The organism is Mesobacillus sp. MER 48, assembly GCF_023714225.1.
GTDB classification, from domain to species: Bacteria; Bacillota; Bacilli; order Bacillales; family Cytobacillaceae; genus Mesobacillus; species Mesobacillus oceanisediminis_A.
Genome location: NZ_JAMAUR010000002.1, coordinates 757361 through 774858 on the forward strand (window position 1 = coordinate 757361; position 17498 = coordinate 774858).

At 41.4% G+C, this 17498-nt stretch carries 19 protein-coding genes and 1 riboswitch; of the genes, 15 read left to right on the forward strand and 4 right to left on the reverse strand.

Going from position 1 to position 17498, the window contains the following annotated elements:
- Positions 1-61: 61 nt before the first annotated feature.
- From M3593_RS10080 to M3593_RS10100, 5 genes are all read left to right on the forward strand, one after another.
- Positions 62-1243: an LL-diaminopimelate aminotransferase gene (locus tag M3593_RS10080; protein ID WP_251541673.1), complete on the forward strand. Its 1182-nt coding sequence runs from the start codon at positions 62-64 to the stop codon at positions 1241-1243.
- 83 nt (positions 1244-1326) lie between these two features.
- A riboswitch (SAM riboswitch) is annotated at positions 1327-1432 on the forward strand.
- A 142-nt stretch (positions 1433-1574) separates the two neighbouring features.
- Positions 1575-2624: an LLM class flavin-dependent oxidoreductase gene (locus tag M3593_RS10085; protein WP_251541671.1), complete on the forward strand. Its 1050-nt coding sequence runs from the start codon at positions 1575-1577 to the stop codon at positions 2622-2624.
- A 30-nt stretch (positions 2625-2654) separates the two neighbouring features.
- A complete protein-coding gene (locus tag M3593_RS10090; RefSeq protein ID WP_251541669.1) occupies positions 2655-3614 on the forward strand; it encodes an ATP-grasp domain-containing protein in 960 nt (319 codons plus the stop codon).
- A 102-nt stretch (positions 3615-3716) separates the two neighbouring features.
- Positions 3717-4550: a pentapeptide repeat-containing protein gene (locus M3593_RS10095; protein ID WP_251541667.1), complete on the forward strand. Its 834-nt coding sequence runs from the start codon at positions 3717-3719 to the stop codon at positions 4548-4550.
- Positions 4551-4714: 164 nt separating this feature from the next.
- Complete coding sequence (locus tag M3593_RS10100; protein WP_251541666.1) at positions 4715-5257, forward strand: hypothetical protein; 543 nt, start codon at positions 4715-4717, stop codon at positions 5255-5257.
- Between the two features lie 107 nt (positions 5258-5364).
- Here M3593_RS10100 and M3593_RS10105 read toward each other — a convergent pair whose 3' ends face one another.
- The gene (locus M3593_RS10105; RefSeq protein ID WP_251541664.1) at positions 5365-6186 is read right to left on the reverse strand and encodes a DUF2785 domain-containing protein; all 822 of its coding nucleotides are present in this window, start codon (positions 6184-6186) and stop codon (positions 5365-5367) included.
- A 511-nt stretch (positions 6187-6697) separates the two neighbouring features.
- Complete coding sequence (locus M3593_RS10110) at positions 6698-8116, reverse strand: VWA domain-containing protein (protein ID WP_251541662.1); 1419 nt, start codon at positions 8114-8116, stop codon at positions 6698-6700.
- Positions 8117-8276: 160 nt separating this feature from the next.
- Between M3593_RS10110 and M3593_RS10115 the strand changes: the two genes are divergently transcribed.
- Positions 8277-8846 (forward strand): cysteine hydrolase family protein, encoded by a 570-nt coding sequence (locus M3593_RS10115; protein ID WP_251541661.1) that lies wholly within the window; start codon positions 8277-8279, stop codon positions 8844-8846.
- A 23-nt stretch (positions 8847-8869) separates the two neighbouring features.
- Here M3593_RS10115 and M3593_RS10120 read toward each other — a convergent pair whose 3' ends face one another.
- Positions 8870-9619: a YqcI/YcgG family protein gene (locus M3593_RS10120; protein ID WP_251542313.1), complete on the reverse strand. Its 750-nt coding sequence runs from the start codon at positions 9617-9619 to the stop codon at positions 8870-8872.
- A 203-nt stretch (positions 9620-9822) separates the two neighbouring features.
- Between M3593_RS10120 and M3593_RS10125 the strand changes: the two genes are divergently transcribed.
- Both M3593_RS10125 and M3593_RS10130 read left to right on the forward strand, forming a co-directional pair.
- Entirely contained in the window at positions 9823-11022 is a 1200-nt protein-coding gene (locus tag M3593_RS10125) for an NAD(P)/FAD-dependent oxidoreductase (RefSeq protein ID WP_251542312.1), read from the forward strand.
- Between the two features lie 190 nt (positions 11023-11212).
- Positions 11213-11602, forward strand: coding sequence for a thiol-disulfide oxidoreductase DCC family protein (locus tag M3593_RS10130; protein WP_144475884.1), 390 nt, complete (start codon positions 11213-11215; stop codon positions 11600-11602).
- A gap of 44 nt (positions 11603-11646) precedes the next feature.
- On the opposite strand, the gene M3593_RS10135 is transcribed toward M3593_RS10130, so the two are convergent.
- Positions 11647-12966, reverse strand: coding sequence for a DUF3238 domain-containing protein (locus M3593_RS10135; RefSeq protein WP_251541659.1), 1320 nt, complete (start codon positions 12964-12966; stop codon positions 11647-11649).
- Between the two features lie 287 nt (positions 12967-13253).
- Here M3593_RS10135 and M3593_RS10140 point away from each other — a divergent pair, with 287 nt between their 5' ends.
- The 7 genes from M3593_RS10140 to M3593_RS10170 all read left to right on the forward strand — a co-directional run bounded on the left by M3593_RS10140 (position 13254) and on the right by M3593_RS10170 (position 17435).
- Positions 13254-14183: a DMT family transporter gene (locus M3593_RS10140; RefSeq protein WP_144476073.1), complete on the forward strand. Its 930-nt coding sequence runs from the start codon at positions 13254-13256 to the stop codon at positions 14181-14183.
- A gap of 110 nt (positions 14184-14293) precedes the next feature.
- Positions 14294-15061, forward strand: a complete 768-nt coding sequence (locus tag M3593_RS10145; RefSeq protein WP_251541657.1) for an NUDIX hydrolase — start codon at positions 14294-14296, stop codon at positions 15059-15061.
- Between the two features lie 159 nt (positions 15062-15220).
- Positions 15221-15700: a DUF2975 domain-containing protein gene (locus M3593_RS10150; RefSeq protein WP_251541655.1), complete on the forward strand. Its 480-nt coding sequence runs from the start codon at positions 15221-15223 to the stop codon at positions 15698-15700.
- A 10-nt stretch (positions 15701-15710) separates the two neighbouring features.
- Positions 15711-15932 carry a helix-turn-helix domain-containing protein gene (locus tag M3593_RS10155; RefSeq protein ID WP_251541653.1) on the forward strand — a complete coding sequence of 74 codons (222 nt, stop codon included), beginning with the start codon at positions 15711-15713 and terminating at the stop codon, positions 15930-15932.
- A 17-nt stretch (positions 15933-15949) separates the two neighbouring features.
- Complete coding sequence (locus tag M3593_RS10160; RefSeq protein WP_251541652.1) at positions 15950-16750, forward strand: DUF817 domain-containing protein; 801 nt, start codon at positions 15950-15952, stop codon at positions 16748-16750.
- A gap of 74 nt (positions 16751-16824) precedes the next feature.
- Complete coding sequence (locus M3593_RS10165) at positions 16825-17019, forward strand: hypothetical protein (RefSeq protein ID WP_144475879.1); 195 nt, start codon at positions 16825-16827, stop codon at positions 17017-17019.
- Positions 17020-17138: 119 nt separating this feature from the next.
- Positions 17139-17435 (forward strand): hypothetical protein, encoded by a 297-nt coding sequence (locus M3593_RS10170; protein WP_251541651.1) that lies wholly within the window; start codon positions 17139-17141, stop codon positions 17433-17435.
- The last annotated feature ends 63 nt before the right edge of the window (positions 17436-17498 follow it).

Genomic DNA, 17498 nt, shown 5'->3' on the forward strand with positions numbered 1-17498 from the left:
TTCAGAGGAATCAGCTTCCATGAAAACATCATGAATCATTGAACAGTAAAGGGGAATGTCCATGAATATTTACGGATCAGAAAAGATCAGAAAGATGACTTCGAGCATTTTTCAGGAAGTAGTAGACAAGAAGCATATGGCATTGATGAATGGCAAGGATGTCATAGACTTAAGCATTGGGAGTCCGGATTTCCAGCCGCCAACATTTGTGATGGAAACACTGGCGAAATATTCAATGGATCCCGGTAAATATGGTTACACATTAAAGGGCATCGCCGAGTTTAATGAAGCAGTAAAATATTTTTACAGCCAGCGGTATTCTGTCGAGCTTGATGAAAAAACAGAAGTATTGCAGTTGATGGGTTCACAGGATGGACTTGCGCATTTGGCGACTGCCATAGTTGACCCGGGTGATTATGTACTGGTCCCAGATCCAGGGTATCCAATCTACGAAGCTAGCGTAACGATTGCTGGAGGGGAAATTTATCCTATGCCGCTGTTGGAGGAGAATAAATTCCTGCCCGTGCTAAATGAAATTCCAGATGAAGTTTTGCGAAAAACGAAAATGATGATTTTAAGCTATCCTGGAAATCCTGTAACAGCACTTGCAGATAGAAACTTCTTTGAAGAAGTAGTTGAATTTGCCAGTGTACATAATATATTAGTCGTCCATGATTTCGCATATTCTGAATTGATCTATGACGGAAATCCACAAATCAGTTTCCTGTCTGTTCCAGGGGCAAAGGAAGTTGGCATAGAGTTCAATTCGCTTTCAAAAACGTTTAATATGGCTGGCTGCAGAATTGGCTATGTGGCGGGAAATTCGGAGGTTATAAACTTACTGGCTTCCTTTAAATCACATATCGATTATGGAGTTTTTTATCCAATTCAAAAAGCAGCCATTGCTGCACTGACTTCTGATTTTTCTTTTCTTGAGGATCAGTTGAAACAGTACCAAGCAAGGCGGGATGCGTTGGTGGCAGGGTTCCGAAATAGCGGCTGGCAGGTGGCCAATTCTCCAGCAACGATGTTTGTCTGGGCTAAAATTCCGGATGGATGGAAGTCTCGTGAATTTGCCTTCAAGTTGATTGAAGAGGAAGGGATTGTTGTGGTTCCAGGTGACGCCTTTGGACAGCAGGGAGAAGGCTATGTCAGGATTGCCATGGTTCAGCCTCCCGAAAGACTGCAGGAAGCTGCACAGAGGGTGAATAAGTTTTTGCTAGGTTTTCCGGTAGGAAGCTAAAAATTTACTTCGGTAAACGAATTGACTTTTGGCTGAATTTAGAATATTATCACTTTAACGAACTAAAAATTAATACAGATATCTTCTTATCAAGAGAGGTGGAGGGATAGGCCCTGCGAAACCTCGGCAACAGGTTCTGAACGAATACTGTGCCAATTCCTGCGGACAATTTTGTCTGAAAGATGAGAAGAGAGTATAAAACGGCTCTCTTCTTTATGAAGGGAGCTTTTTGTTTTAGGGGAGACTATATGGTCTCCATGTTTTTGTTTTTAATACCGACTTAACAGGTTGGTAAAGTTGAGATTATGATTTGAGCAGAGGAGAGAGAAGAATGAAGTATGGATTTTGGCTGCCGATTTTTGGCGGGTGGTTAAGAAATGTTGAGGATGAACAAATGCCACCAACTTTTGATTATGCAAAGAGAGTGATTCAGTCAGCAGAAAAATGGGGTTACTCAACTACTTTAATTGCCGAACTTTATTTGAATGATATAAAAGGTCCTGAGCATGATTCACTTGAAGCGTGGACAACCGCTGCCGCATTGGCTACAGTAACAGAAAAAATCGAAATCATGTCAGCGGTGAGGCCAGGATTCCACAACCCAGCGGTTACGGCAAAAATGGCAGCAAACATCGATCAGATCAGCAATGGGCGCTTTACTCTGAATGTGGTTTCAGCATGGTGGGAGGAAGAAGCACGCCAGTACGGCGGTATTTTTACAGAGCATGACGAGCGCTATGATCGTACACATGAATTCATCGACGTATTGAAGGGGCTATGGGGTGAAGAAAGCTTTTCATATGAAGGCAAGTTCTATCAGCTGAAGGATACGAAGTTGTTCCCTAAACCAGTTCAGCGTCCGAATCCAATTTTATATGCGGGCGGCGAAAGTCCGAAGGGAAAACAAACCATTGTCGAGAAATGTGATGCTTATGTTATGCACGGCGGAACGGCGGAAGAAATTGAACAGAAAATTAAAGATATGAAAAATCGCAGGGAAGCTACTTTAAATCCTGAACTGTCTGAGTTTGGAATGGCAGCATACGTAATTTGCCGGGACACTGAGCAAGAAGCATTCGCAGAATTGGAACGGATCACTTCTGTAAAAGAATCCAGTGCCTATGCTGGGTTCAAGGACTTCACCAGCAAATCACAGCTGGAGCAGCAAATCCAGCTTCAGGATTATTCGGTGTCTAACCGAGGATTGCGTCCTAATCTGGTAGGTACACCTGACCAAATTGCCGAGCGGATTTTACAGTATGAAGAAGCAGGCTTGGGATTGCTTCTGCTGCAATTCTCGCCACAGCTGGAAGAGATGGAGAGATTCGCGAAACAGGTCATGCCGCTTGTGGAGGTAAAAAGAAAGCAGCTGACAGTTTGATAGATAAATAAACTTAAGGAGATGAAGATCATGAGTAAAGTTTATATCATCCATGAAAACAGTGAATGGACTGTCCATTTAACAAAACGCCTGGAGGAGCTGGGAGTACCTTTTGAAGAGTGGCATCTGGACGAAGGGCTGCTTGATTTTTCAAAGAAGCCGCCAGAGGGGATTTTTTACAGCAGAATGAGTGCTTCTTCCCATACAAGAGGACATCGGTTCGCACCTGAATATTCGGCTCAGGTAATAGCCTGGCTGGAGGGACATGGCCGGAAGGTGTACAACGGATCAAGGGCTCTGGAACTGGAAGTCAGCAAAGTGAAGCAATACCTTGAGCTGAACAAGCATGGGGTAACGACTCCGCGGACTATCGCCACTGTGGGAAAACAACAGCTGCTGGAAGCGGCAAAACCATTTGAGGGAAGAGCCTTTATCACGAAGCACAATCGAGCTGGAAAAGGGCTTGGCGTGCAGTTGTTTCAATCTGTTGAAGCACTTAAGGCATATGTGGAGGGCCCGTCGTTTGAGGAACCTGTTGATGGAATAACACTGATTCAGGAATATATCCAGTCTCCTGAAAGTTATATCACTCGCTGTGAGTTTGTCGGCGGAGAATTTGTTTACGCAGTAAAAGTTGATACATCAGAAGGATTTGAATTATGCCCGGCAGATGCCTGCCAGATCGGCGACCTGTTCTGCCCTGTAGGGGAAGAAGTAGAGGAAAAGCCGAAATTCCAAGTGATTGAAGGCTTTAAAGATCCCGTTATTGAAATATATAAGAGAGTATTAGAATCAAATAATATTCAAGTAGCCGGAATTGAATTTATCAGAAATGAGACTGGTGAAATTTTTACTTACGATATTAATACAAATACGAATTACAATTCAGACGCAGAAGCAAGAGCAGGTAAATACGGAATGTTAGAGCTTGCAAAGTTTCTAGAATCACAACTGGTTGCGGAATATGGAGCAGTCGCAAAGACCCGTTAAACCTCTAAGCAGGGAAAATCCCTGCTCTTTTTTTATTTAAGGGATTATGAATTTATGTTAATCTAAATTTAACAACTTCTGGTAATGGAGACAATGAGAGAAATGACTAGCCAATTGATTAAAAATAATCTTAGAGCTGATTGTGAAAGCTGCTTTGGGTTATGCTGTGTGGCTCTGCCATATGCGAAATCCGCGGATTTTCCTGTTGATAAAGAAAGCGGGTCTCCTTGCAGGAATTTGCAGGCGGATTTCCGCTGTGGAATTCATGAAAAACTTAGGGATAAAGGTTACAAAGGATGTACCGTATACGAATGCTTTGGGGCTGGCCAGAAAGTTTCCCAGGTAACCTATAAAGGACTTGATTGGCGAAAACAGCCAGAGAAAGCGACGGAAATGTATGATGTTTTTCCAATCATGCAGCAGCTACATGAAATGCTTTGTTACCTGAATGAAGCAAAGGCATTGAAAGAGGCAAAATCACTTCAAATTAAGATTAAGGATATCTATGCCAAAATAGAGGAGCTTACCTATCTAGAGGCTGGTGAACTACTTGCTTTGGATATCCCCGTGTATCGGTCAGTTGTAAACAAACTGCTGTTACAGACAAGCGAATTGGTCCGAAGTAAAGTGAAAAGCGGAAAAAAAACAAAAGGCAAGAATCTGGTTGGAGCAAAGCTTAGACGTGCTGACCTAAAAGGCTCTGATTTTCGTGGGGTTTTGCTGATTGCATCTGACCTTCGGGAAGCAGACCTAAGAGTGTGTGATTTTATCGGTGCTGATATGAGGGACGCTGATTTAAGCGGGGCCAATCTGGAAGGCAGCTTTTTTCTTACACAGGCACAGATCAACTCCGCCAAGGGAAATCCTGCAACCAAATTACCCTCTACATTGAAAAGGCCTAATCATTGGTGGGAAAAAAAGGAGGAGAAGGAATGACAGCTTTTATTATATTGATTGGAAGTATCTTCAGTGTCCTGGCGGTGGGTTTTGGAGAGAAGATTTGGAATGGTAAGAAGTAGTCCTTGTTTTTTTGAAATTATGGATATTTTTTGTAACATTTGAAGGCTTCCCCCGTATTAAAAAGTAAAGGGGGAGAACAAATGAAAAAGCTATCATTTTTTCCTATAATCTTTGTAATGTTGCTGGTCGGTTGTCAGCAAAAACAAAACGGTACCCTCAACACTGATAAACTTGAGAAAGCTGAACAAGCCGGTAATGCCACCGAGGAACAATTGAAAAGTATCCCCATCCCATATAATGTACCATCCATTAAAGTAGGTTTAGAAGCTTTGCCATTTGAAGTAAAGCCGCCTAAGGATCTTCCTTTTGACGCCATGCCCCTGAAAATGACCATTGAAGATTTCAAGCATGATGGTAAAGAGTTACAAGTCGATTTAATGAGTGTTTCAAAAAACAAAGATGATAAAATTATACTTATGATTTCCGTCCATAACTTTAAAATAAAGTACGCCGAGTCGCTAGGAGAAGAAGTTCAAATAACCAAGGGAGTAGCAGGATACTATAACGGAACTCTTTCGTTTGTAAAAGATGGTATCTATTATAATATTGGCTACACCAATCCAAATATATCCGCGGATCAAATAAAAGAAGATACAATAGCTATTGCTGAGCAAATGTTGTAAAGACAAGAGAACGCATACTGTTTGCGTTCTTTTTGATGTAAAAGGATGGTATATAATAAAATAGAGATCATTTTGGGAAAGAAAAAATGCTCAGTAAAACGAGCACTTTAAACTAAAAGATTGGCCTTTAAAATACGTTCGATTTCTTTGCGAGTTTGAGTGCCTCTTCCAAGAAAAAGTAATCGGAAGTAAAGTGCTTTCAGGAATTGATTTAAGTTAGTATTTTTTCGGAAAAAAGTAGGTGAAAAGCCATTGCTGGCTCTAATTTCTGTTACTTCATCCGAAAGTTCAGCAACCCAATCTTTTAAAATGTCTTCATTCATTTCCTTTTCCAATAGAGAAATTATGGCAGCAATCAGTCGCTCATCTTCCTCGTCCACATAAGCTGTTTCTATTAAAATGCATCTCCTGATCGTATCCAGACATTCGCTTGCCAAGGTCTTATCGAACAAAGGGTGCTTAATGGCTTCATCCAGCAAATCGGCACCATGAGCGATGCTATGGGCCCAGCCTTTTTCCTCGATATATCCCCGTGTATCTTCTTCCTCAAGAAGGTATTTCATGCTGCTTTCAATGGTCTTTTTGACGGTATCCTCTGATAGAAATCGCTCTTTGCGATCTTTTCCTAAAACGAGAGCAACCACCAATGAAGAAAATGCTCTGGTAAATACCGAGTCATCGTTTTTTGAACCTATGCTTAAAAATAAATGGTTCTGATCAAGGCATGTTTGGAGTAAATACTCCAGTTGCGGGTGATTTAAATAATCCTGATTAATGATGTAATAAAATGAAGTATAAATCAGTTTGTCTCTTAATTCCGGATCAGTCGAGCCAATATAATCTACCATATGTGCAATAAGTGTATCGAGGTCTTTAAGTATTATCGTTTCAGGGTTATTAAAATCCAGTCCTTTTAGTTCTTTTTTCAAAGAGTCGGTCGTTACCAATCTATTCATCCCCCATTCTATTAAATATTTTACCATGTATTTCAAATTTGACTAGAAATAACCAGAGTATTTTGTGGGGTTGTTTTTTTATCTAGCTCATATCTATATTACCTATCTATCCCTTTATCTCTCACTACTAAATTAATACTCAAAGGGATTTTCCTCCCAAAAATAAAAAAACCTTGCAAAAGGCAAGAGTTTTCAAATCTATTCAGTATTCTGCTTTTTCCTTTAAGGTGAGCAATAAGAGGATTGTCCATTCAATACAAAAAAGGGTAAAGCCTAAAATAAGATCCAGCATTTTCTCTCGCATTTCCGCCAACTCCTTGAAGAGATTTACAACTTAATTATAGGTTCATAGTGAGTTGAAGATTTGGCAAGAAAATGAGCAATAGATGAACAAAAGAAGGCTATTCTGTGAACAAGAAAAGTGGCCCTCAAATTGAGGGCCACTTGTAGTTAAGTCGGAAAAGGGTATATTCCAGCTTGTTGGTTACCAGGTATCGCCGCGCTCTTTCTTGAGTTCTTTCATTTTTGCCACCCATTCGTCGACTCTTTGCCTGATTTCTTTGCTTTTTGCATCTGCTTTTTCTCGATTGGCTTTGGACATGGAGTAATGAAGTTCCTTCATGGCTTCGCTTCGTTCAAATCCCCAATCCCGGAGTTCAGAATACTGTTCATCGGTGATCCAGTCATTTTCGGCCATGATGGCTGCTGCATCGATGATTCGGTGGGCTTCTTTTCTTCCAATGGTCCATAATTCGAGCGGATATTTTTCTGCAACTTTGTATTCCTCGACCATATCCCAGCCGTCAGGCGCCATCGTAAAGGCGAAGGCGAGGTCGAGCGTGGAAGGCAGCCATTCGTACTGGATTGTGTTTTTTAATTCTTCAGGATCTTCTGCTTTGAAATATTTACCGTTTCCGGCTTCAGCAACAGCTTTGAGTTGGTCTTCAGCTTTGCTGTCTACATCGAATCCAATGATGTTAACTGAATGATTTGCGTTATTCACCACAAGTTCCTTACTTGCTTGGATTGGGTCTCCATCGCATGTTTCCGCACCATCGCTGACGATATAGATGGTTATATTTCCTTCATCGCCAGCTGTCATCTCGGCAGCTTTTTCAATGGCTCCTGCGAGCGGAGTCCAGCCTTTGCTTTCAAATGAGTCGACGGCTCCATTGAAGTTTTCCTTCGAGTATTTCCCCATTGGAAAAACCTCTTCGATTCCAGAACAGGATACTTCTTTATCAGAATCAGAATCCGATCCCTGGTGCCCATAGACAACTAGGGAGACTTCTGCAGACTGGCTGATGGTTTTGGCAAAGCTTTTAACAGCATCCTTGGCGATATCCATCTTCACTCTGCCTCCTGACTGCTGCAGCATGCTAGAGCTTGCATCAAGAAGGATAATGGCTTTCTCTGCAGCTTTAGTTTCTTCTGGGCCCTCCGTCTTCTCAGGATCTGGTAAATAAGGCTCTTCAAAATAAGGCTCATATGCATCAGCTTTTTCAATTACCTGCTTATAATGTGGACTCGCAAGTAAGGAAATAAGGGCTTTTTTTATGGTTTCCAGGTCATCTGTTCCCTGAGCTAATTGATCGAGCTCATCAGGAAGCTTGTTTTTAAGTTCAGGCTCCAGCTCTGGAGTGTTGAAACCGATATCCTCGATATCCTTTTCATATGTAAGGTCATCCACCATTGTACCAGGCTTTAATTCCTTCAGGTTTTCCTCTGAAACTTCCAGATTGATATCCTTCAACTTTCCTGGCAGGTCCTGCTTTGCAGGTTCCTTTTTAACCTCCTCTTTCGGAGGAGTTTCTGCTACAACCTCTTCATCAGGTTCATCATTATTGCACGCTGTAAGAAAAAGCGAAATGATTAGTAAAAAAAAGAGCGAATGTCGTTTCAAGATAATCCTCCTTTTCGCCTTTCAATTGTGTATAAAAACACCTTCATAGAGTTTAACATGTTTCAAGGATAGATTTGAAGTAATTTCCATGGGGGACGAACATCATGAGTAAAAAATACCGAAATGACAAAAAATGTGGAATGACTAAGGAGGGATGAGTATGAATTTGCTTGAATTGCCTGCATTGTTGATTTTGGATGTGCAGAAGGGCTTTGACGATCCTTATTGGGGAAAGCGGAACAACCAGGAAGCAGAGGGGAATATCGCAAGGCTATTAACTGAGTGGCGGAATAAAAATGGCCATATCATCTATACGAAGCATCTGTCACTAGACCCGGCGTCTCCTTTGCATCACCGAAACTCATTAGGTACGGAATTTAAAGAAATCACCAAGCCAGGGGACGGGGAGGTCATTTTTTCGAAAAATGTGAACAGCGGTTTTATCGGAACGGAGCTTGAGTCCTATCTGAAGAAAAATCAGATAAAATCCGTTGTAATCACCGGATTATCTACTCAGCACTGTGTTTCTAAAACGACCAGAATGAGTGGTAACCTGGGCTTTAATACATTTCTTGTGTCTGACGCAATTGCAGCTTTTGAAATCACGGACAATAAAGGAGTGAAGCATACAGCTGATTTAATCCAGGAACTCGAACTCGCGATGCTTCAAAAGGAGTTTGCCACAATCGTAACGACCGATGACTTACTAAAACAACTAAGCCAACAGTAAAGCGCAGGAGCTGTCCTGCGCTTTCATTTATGTTTGCCAAGAAACTTCAGGACTTGATGATAAGGACATTTGGATAAAGAAGTATCATCATCCCTCAGGAAGTATTGCCGCCATTCAAAATTATCTTCTGCTCCGTAAGTGTTAAGGTCAGGGTGAATAGAAATGCTGTCATATTTCGCCAGCCGTTTTCTCACCTGGGCCTTGATCCTTTTTGCATAGCTTTTTGATTTATTGAATTCCTGGAGTACCCATCTCGGGGTAATCGCGAGCATCAATACGTCAAAATGTCTGCTTTTCCGGTTTTTGTGTGCAGGGGTAGCACAATACATAAAGTATTTTTCGCCATTGAAGCAAAATTCCCAGATTGGATTATGGGGATCTTGGGGTAGATCCTCTGGCCAGTCGAATTTATCCAACCCATTTAAACCAGAAAGATGCTCCCAGAATAGTTGTTCAAATTCTTCGACAGGAACTTCCTTCATTTCTTCTGGCGTTTCAAAGAAAATAATCAAAGAAGTATAATCGCCAAATCCTCTCGATTGCTCTGTATAGCTAGATAACAAACTAGCAATTTCTTTTATTGTAGTGTCCCTCCTTGGACTGCCAACAAATCCGTATTTCAACTGATTCATTGAAAATCCAATCGTTGCCGGTATGCAGGGAAAAGGTTTTTCCTTATCCCCCATTTTAGCGAAGAATTTTTCCAGTGCTTCTTTCTCCCATGCTAGCAACTGATCCTGGGAGGAGGAACCATGTGCATACAAGCCGTTCATCATAGTCACCTCCAATAGCTTCTACACTATATTCAAAGTGTGGAGCATAGGGTAGATGTCCCGGGACAAATAGGCAGGTACCCAATTGTTATGAAAATGAGGAGAGAAATAAATTGAAATATTCTGATTAATTTATTATAATTTTCATAGTGGTTATAGTAATACCTATAGTGGTATATGGTGATTTTCAAATCTTTGCAGGGATGGTGGATGAGGTGAATTATAAGGTAGTAATTGTGGGTGGTGGATCAGCTGGTATTTCGGTCGCTGCCAGGCTCGCTAAAGGGGCACCGGATTTGAAGGGGAAAATTCTTATTGTTGACCCAGCCAAAAAGCATTATTATCAACCATTGTGGACACTTGCTGGTGCTGGTGCGGTTAAAAAGGAAGTTACAGTGCGGGACCAGCAATCACTTATACCAGTTGGAGTGGAACTGCTTCAGGAAGCTGTTACTTCAATTGATGCTGATTCTAACAGTCTCACGACAGGAAACGGAACCGAAATTCACTACGACTTTCTGGTAATGGCTGCTGGCATCCAGATCGACTGGGATAAAATTAAAGGGTTAAAAGAAGCCATCGGCAAGGATGGTGTCTGCAGCAATTATTCGTACGATTATGTTGATTCAACCTGGGAAAGTATTCAGAACTTCAAAGGCGGCAATGCCATTTTCACACACCCTAACACTCCGATCAAATGTGGCGGAGCACCTCAGAAAATTATGTACCTTGCTGACGATGCCTTCAGAAAGGCTGGTGTCAGAGATAAGAGCCAGATTATTTTCGCATCAGCATCTGACAGTGTTTTTGCAGTAAAGAAATACGCAAATACCCTCGAACAGGTCATTGCCAGAAAAGGGATAACTACTAAATATAAAATGAACTTAATCGAAGTAGATTCAGCTAACAAACTTGCAGTTTTTGAAAATTCAGGGACAGGAGAAACGGAAAAAATTCCTTATAGTATGCTTCATGTTGTCCCGCCAATGTCAGCACCCGATTTTATTGCTCAAAGTAAATTGGCCGATGCCGGTGGATGGGTAGATGTTGATTCGAAAACACTGCAGTCAAAAAAATATTCAAATGTCTTTGGTGTAGGGGATTGCGCGAACCTTCCAACCTCAAAAACAGGGGCAGCAATCAGGAAACAGGCTCCAGTCGCAGCAGGTAACTTGCTTAGCTACATGAAAAATCAATCGTTGAAACTCTCTTATGATGGGTACACTTCCTGTCCACTGATTACTGGCTATAATAAATTGGTACTGGCTGAGTTCCTGTATGAGAATAAACCAGCCGAAACCTTCCCATTCGATCAATCTAAGGAACGTTACAGCATGTATATACTAAAGAAAAATATCCTTCCTGTCATGTATTGGAAAGGAATGTTGAAGGGAATCATGTGAAAAAAAAGACCCTTTTCATCTGGTGTATATCCGCAAATTCAGTTCGGACAGATGTAAATGTATAGAATTCATAATTTAAAGAGCCTGCAGTCATGAGATGCTGCCGGCTTTTTCTGTGCCCTCATTAGTTTCATTTTGACATAATAGGATAAATGTTAATATAGTTAGGTGAAGTAAGGAGGGATATTCCATGCATCCTGTTATTCTATTTGATGGGGTTTGCAATTTCTGTGATGCCAGTGTCCAATTTATTCTGGAACGAGATGACAAAGAGATGTTCCGCTTTGCTTCACTTCAGAGTGATGCAGGCCAGGAACTGTTGAGGGAATATAATGTTGCAGATGATGTGGACAGCATGATTTTGATTGAGGATGGAAATGTTTATTATAAGTCAGCCGCCGCTCTCAGAATCAGCCGCCATCTAAAAGGTCCCTGGAAGCTGCTCTATGTTCTGATCCTTGTACCTGCTCCAGTTAGGAATATTGTTTACGATCTAATTGCTAAAAATCGGTTCAAATGGTTCGGCCAAAAGGATAGCTGTATGCTGCCGCCGCCGAATGTGAGAAGAAGATTTCTATAATATAAAGGAACGGAAAAGCAGCCAAACAGCTTTTCCGTTCTTTTTTAGTTGGTGAAGGAGGAGTAGCGCCAGTTGTGGTTTGCCATGGGGTCAGCCATCATTTCCAGGCCTTTGCTGTGAGCCTGATGGATGACCTGCCAATTGTCTTTGCCTGGTTCTTTAAGATAAATTTCATGTTCCGGTGCCTGATCATGGTTTCCGATCAAATCGAATTCATTGTCTCTATAAAAGACTCCGCACACAACATAATCAATGGCAGGGGACACAACAAGCGGATTGCTGACCGAGTGCTTTAGAATAAACTTAATTCGGTCATCATCTGCCAGGACCTTTTCTAATTGAATTCCATCATCAGTCGCTTGAGCGGATTCGACAGGCTCTTGATTTCCGCTGAACGCTTCTGTAATTCCAGTGCTTTTGCTAAGCAATGCGGATTGGCTGTCAGTATCGATAAAGACTTCACCTCTGGTCCGATATTGAGACGAGTCAGGTTCAAAGGAACGGTGATCACCCTTAAAATATTGATCCCCGGAAGCGGCATTCGGGTTTTTCAACCACTCCTCTTTTAAAAAGGTTGTGTATCTCAGCTGCCAGTTTCCGTTGCTAATGCTGTGTGGACGATCTGGTTTCAGAAGCACACGAATCGGGCCAATCCGTTTTGTGATGGAAAACTCTTCATCAGCTGCCATCCTCGTAGAAGAATCCTTCTTGATTGCTCCCACTGCATTGGCAATTAACGATTTCAGCTCCCATTTTACTTGTTCCGAACGCTGCAAAGGTCGTCTTGCCTTAATTGTGTAAGTATAAAATTGATCATCCTGGATCCCTCTGTCGGTAAATGTACAGGAAGTCACTTTCTCTAGCTGCATACCGTTTCGATGGATGGTATACTCCGTTACACCCTCGATCGGCTCCCATTCAAAACTGATTTGACCCTCTGCGACGATCGTGGTAATGAGTAGATCCTCGAGAACATTGTCTTTCTCTTTGTGATTCACGGAGGTAGTCGTTTGTATTCGCATTCTCTCTTGCACTTCGCCTTGTGCGAGAGATTCGATACTATAAGAATACAGTGTGCCAGGAGTCAGCTCATTGTCAGCAAAACTCGGTTCAAATCCTTCATAGATGAGCTCGCTGTCCCGGTATACACGGTAGGAATCAGCTTGAGCTTCCCATTCAAGAGTGATGACATTGGTTCCATGGTCAATCTTCTTAAGCACTTTCGCGTGGGAAGAACCCGCAGTCTTTCGCCGGCGGTTTACGCTCAAGGCGTAAAGCGTCCCGGCAGTACCTAGGATTGCAAAAGGCAGGTATTTGCCAGCCAATTTTTGTCTGGTTATCGGTAGTTGTCTATTAAGTTCCATCTATTCACCACTTTTCGTTTTATTTTTCCGGCATGTCCATTATTTACCCCATGATCAGGTGTTTTAGTAGATTAGCGTTAGAAAACGGTCTGGTAAAATAAGGGTTGGCTAAATGCAGGAAGGACCTCTCGCCATGAACACTATCTTTTGTTATGTGGCAGCAATAGTTCTATTAACTTTTCCTCTAGTTTAAAAGACTTCTTCAATTTATATGGTAGTATAATAGTTAGTATGACATTTTGTAGCTTTATAATGGTTAGAATCTTTTGTTAATAGGAGCGTTCATGATGTTGCGATTAAAAGGTATCCTTATGATTGTTATTGGTGCAATGCTTTGGGGAATGACAGGTTCGATCACGGAATGGGTGCTGGCTAATACGGAATTGTCGGTTCCTTTTATCCTGACAATCCGGATGATCATTGCCGGAAGCAGCATCCTGGCGTATCTTGCGATGAAAAAACAAGATATTTTCACGGTAGTAAAAACACCATACTGGCGGAATCAGCTGATCTTATTCAGTATCCTGGGAATGGTCGGATTGCAGTTCACATTTACAATGGCGATTCAGACAAGCAATGCTGTCGTGGCAACTTTGCTTCAATTTTCTGCTCCGATATTTGTGGTCCTTTATGTTTCTTTTCACCATAAAAAATGGCCGCCTCGCTATCAGATATTGGGCATCCTCGGAACGTTGGCCGGTTTGTTCCTTTTATTGACGAATGGTTCCATGAGCAGTTTGCTGGTCAGCACAGAAGCCTTGCTCTGGGGAATTGCGGTAGGGCTGACATTTGCGTTCTACACACTTTATCCATCACGGCTCATGAAAGAATGGAGCGTCCTGGCCATCGTCGGTTGGAGCATGTTGTTCGGCGGCATGATGCTTGGCCTGATTAATAGAGTCTGGCTTTCAGAGGAATGGTCGATTATTACTCAGCCTAAAATGATGTTCATTATGGCTATTTTGATTGTTTTCGGTACATTGGCATTCCTGCTATTCCTCGGAAGCATGAACTATATCAGCGCTGTCGAAACGAGCATTCTATCGAGTGTAGAGCCTTTGACTGTCATGGTCATCTCGGTTATCTGGTTCGATACCATGCTGCAGAATGTCCAGCTGATGGGCGCGATGATCATGCTTATATTTGTAACATGGCTGTCGATTGGCGATAAAAATGCATCAGTGGAAGCCAACGTAGTAAAACAAAACAATACCTGATAAAGTCGCCGTTTCGGCGGCTTTATTTTTTTATGTTACCTCAAAATTTCTCCTTAGCAGGATTTAGAACTGTGTTCATGGAAATTATAGGGAAAAAGGGGAGTGGTAACATGATTTTTTTAAGAAAAACAGAAAGAATACAATCCGGTAAACTGGAGGACTTCAATCGAATCTTTCACACTCACGAGTACCGCGAATACGTTAAAAATAGTGCTAAATTAATAGGCAGATGGGTGAATGACAAGGAAGATGAGATTCTGACTATCTGGGAATTCAAGAACAAATCCCACTTTGAAAACCTAGAAATAGTCAGGGATGATAGTGAGGAAATACAAAAGGCAGAAGGACTGGCCTGCAAAAACAGTTATGAACTGTTATCTTCGGCAGAACCTTATCCATCTGCCTATCATCCACCTAAACACATAATGTCTGTCAGTGGATACATTACAAATAAAAAAGATGAAGTTTTACTAGTAAGAAATTTTCACCGTTCCGATACAATGGAAATGCCCGGTGGCCAGGTGGAAGAAGGAGAAACATTAGAAGAGGCCATTCACCGAGAGATTTTAGAAGAAACAGGAATCAAAGTTAGCTTGATTGGAATAACAGGAATCTATCAAAATGTCACAAGCGGTGTGACTTGCATCGTTTTTCGGGGTGAGCATCAGTCTGGAGAAGGAAGGAAAGCAGAAAATGAAACATCGGAAGTGATTTTTACTGAGTTAACCCGGGATAATATTGATCACTATATTACTAGAAAACAATTTAAAAGCAGGGCACTTGATGCCATGGAAGCGAACTATTTACCGTATGAAGCATTTAGAGCAAGACCGTATGAATTGATGAGCAGATTTGACGTTAAGAAGGAGTATTCTTAATTAAGTTAATTATAATTGTTGTGGGCATTTCTTTACATAGAGAAATGCCCATTTTTTTGCAAACACAATAAAATTTTAATGAAATACACAAATAATATATTGATTTACGATAAATAATTTGTTAAATTCAATGTGACATTAAGTGAATGAGGTGCTTTTATGAAACGTGAAACATTGTTCTTAAAGGTGGTTGTTTTCCTTCTGGCAGTCCCGGTACTGGCGGCGTGCTTTATTTTTCTGCCATGGCTGATCAGGGATGCATCGCAAGGCAACTGGGTGCTTGCTAATTTTTTGTATCCCATCATAGGGGTGATGTATGCTTCAGCGATTCCTTATTTTATCGCTCTGTATCAGGCTTTCCTGCTGTTAGGCTATATTGATAAGGACATAGCATTTTCGGATTGGTCTGTAAAAGCGTTGAAAAACATCAAGTTTTGTGCCGTTGCAATCAGTATTTTATATCTTGCAAGCATGCCATTATTCTATTTGATCGGTGAGAATGACGATGCTCCCGGTGTCATCCTTATCGGAATGGTGTTTACTTTTGCTCCAATCGTGATCGCTGCTTTTGCCGCAGTCCTCGAAAAGCTTTTGAAGCATGCCATAGAAATAAAGTCGGAAAACGACTTAACAGTCTGAGGTGATAACAATGGCAATTGTAATTAATATTGATGTAATGCTGGCTAAGAGAAAGATGAGCGTAACGGAGTTATCCGAAAAGGTTGGAATCACCATGGCGAACCTCTCTATTTTAAAAAATGGAAAGGCAAAAGCTATCAGGGTTTCTACTTTGGACGCCATTTGCAGGGCTCTGGAGTGCCAGCCAGGGGATATATTGGAATATCAGAGTGATGGAGATATTCAAGAATAAGAGTGGAGGCATTAACCATGAGAACAATCATGCAGCTTGTGCGTTTTGGCTGGGAACAGGCACTGTCATGCTTGTTTCCTGTAGTGATCTTTGCCTCATTGGCGATCACAAAAATCATAGAACTCCCACTCTTGCCTCGTTATGACTGGCTGCTGCTAATATTCCTATTGATGCAATGGTGGATGGTGCGTTCCGGTCTTGAAACCAGGGACGAACTCAAGGTAATAACCTTATTCCATCTCATTGGGCTGGCACTTGAAATCTTCAAGGTAAATATGGGCTCATGGACATATCCAGAAGAGGGGTACTCGAAAGTATTTGGTGTACCTTTATACAGCGGATTCATGTATGCCAGTGTGGCGAGTTATCTGTGCCAGGCATGGAGGCGGCTGAAAGTTGAACTCGTTGATTGGCCGCCGTTTCTGCTAGTTGTTCCATTAGGTGCTGCAATTTATTTGAACTTTTTCACCCATCATTTCTGGCTGGATATTCGCTGGTGGTTATCGGCTATGGTAATGATCGTCTTTTGGAAATCCTGGGTTACATATGAAGTTGGCGGAATCAAGTATCGTATGCCAATTGCTTTATCTTTTGTCCTAATCGGATTCTTCATCTGGGTAGCAGAAAATATCGCCACGTTTTTCGGTGCCTGGCAATACCCAAATCAAATGGAAGCATGGAGCCTGGTTCATCTTGGAAAAGTGAGTTCTTGGCTCTTATTGGTCATCGTAAGTTTTTTGATCGTAGCAACATTAAAGCAGGTAAAAGCAGAGCCGGCCTCAAATGTCGGCGGATCTCCACAAATAAAGTCTCATTGATTCTTTTTAACCCTCCCAGAAAAGAAAAAGGGTTATAATTATAGGAGACTATATTTAGAATCAGAGGTGTAATCATGACTCTTGGACTTGTTTTGGTTGTTATCATTGTTATAGGCGCTTTGCTTTTAACAATAATGCTGTTCGGCAAAGGGGATGCCGACTACAGGAATGCTGCAAAAAAGAATACAACGAATCTATCCGTCATTTACATAGTTGTCATTCTACTTTCTTTTATTGCGGTGGGAGTTTATATTAAATGGTTTGCATAATGAGTTTTCGCAAAAAAGGTTTGTCATAAATTTATTATGTAAACTGCGTGCGGATATTGAATTTCATTCACTAGTTTCACATAGTCACGTTAGAATAGAAGCTATTTAGAGGGTAGAATATGAAAAAAATCCTAATAATAATGTTGTTTTTGTTCCTTATGATTTCTGTAATGGGACCTTATAACCTTTATTATGAGTTTAATGAAAAAAGAGCTCTGAAACAGTTTATTTCAGAAGACGGAACGTTCCAGGGACTTGAAGTAATAGAAGTTGATTATCGGGGTTCGGACACTTTTTTTATTCAGACAAAGGACGAGGAAGCAACAAGAAATTTTATCGTCATGAATTTTCACTCATCTGTCATGAATGGACATTGGAAGGTTTTTGAACAGACATCGAAAGGACATTACTATTGAGAGAAGGACCGCCCATTGGCGGTCCTTCTCTACTAGGTGCTAAGCGTCCATTCCTGTTTGAAC

Excerpts from the sequence above, each read along its gene's own strand:
- M3593_RS10125 (WP_251542312.1), top strand. The coding sequence starts at position 9,823 with ATGGTGGATGAGGTGAATTATAAGGTAGTAATTGTGGGTGGTGGATCA.
- M3593_RS10145 (WP_251541657.1), top strand. The coding sequence starts at position 14,294 with ATGATTTTTTTAAGAAAAACAGAAAGAATACAATCCGGTAAACTGGAG.
- M3593_RS10150 (WP_251541655.1), top strand. The coding sequence starts at position 15,221 with ATGAAACGTGAAACATTGTTCTTAAAGGTGGTTGTTTTCCTTCTGGCA.
- M3593_RS10140 (WP_144476073.1), top strand. The coding sequence starts at position 13,254 with ATGTTGCGATTAAAAGGTATCCTTATGATTGTTATTGGTGCAATGCTT.
- M3593_RS10160 (WP_251541652.1), top strand. The coding sequence starts at position 15,950 with ATGAGAACAATCATGCAGCTTGTGCGTTTTGGCTGGGAACAGGCACTG.
- M3593_RS10130 (WP_144475884.1), top strand. The coding sequence starts at position 11,213 with ATGCATCCTGTTATTCTATTTGATGGGGTTTGCAATTTCTGTGATGCC.
- M3593_RS10115 (WP_251541661.1), top strand. The coding sequence starts at position 8,277 with ATGAATTTGCTTGAATTGCCTGCATTGTTGATTTTGGATGTGCAGAAG.
- M3593_RS10100 (WP_251541666.1), top strand. The coding sequence starts at position 4,715 with ATGAAAAAGCTATCATTTTTTCCTATAATCTTTGTAATGTTGCTGGTC.
- M3593_RS10085 (WP_251541671.1), top strand. The coding sequence starts at position 1,575 with ATGAAGTATGGATTTTGGCTGCCGATTTTTGGCGGGTGGTTAAGAAAT.
- M3593_RS10090 (WP_251541669.1), top strand. The coding sequence starts at position 2,655 with ATGAGTAAAGTTTATATCATCCATGAAAACAGTGAATGGACTGTCCAT.
- M3593_RS10165 (WP_144475879.1), top strand. The coding sequence starts at position 16,825 with ATGACTCTTGGACTTGTTTTGGTTGTTATCATTGTTATAGGCGCTTTG.
- M3593_RS10095 (WP_251541667.1), top strand. The coding sequence starts at position 3,717 with ATGACTAGCCAATTGATTAAAAATAATCTTAGAGCTGATTGTGAAAGC.
- M3593_RS10135 (WP_251541659.1), bottom strand. The coding sequence starts at position 12,966 with ATGGAACTTAATAGACAACTACCGATAACCAGACAAAAATTGGCTGGC.
- M3593_RS10080 (WP_251541673.1), top strand. The coding sequence starts at position 62 with ATGAATATTTACGGATCAGAAAAGATCAGAAAGATGACTTCGAGCATT.
- M3593_RS10170 (WP_251541651.1), top strand. The coding sequence starts at position 17,139 with ATGAAAAAAATCCTAATAATAATGTTGTTTTTGTTCCTTATGATTTCT.
- M3593_RS10155 (WP_251541653.1), top strand. The coding sequence starts at position 15,711 with ATGGCAATTGTAATTAATATTGATGTAATGCTGGCTAAGAGAAAGATG.
- M3593_RS10120 (WP_251542313.1), bottom strand. The coding sequence starts at position 9,619 with ATGAACGGCTTGTATGCACATGGTTCCTCCTCCCAGGATCAGTTGCTA.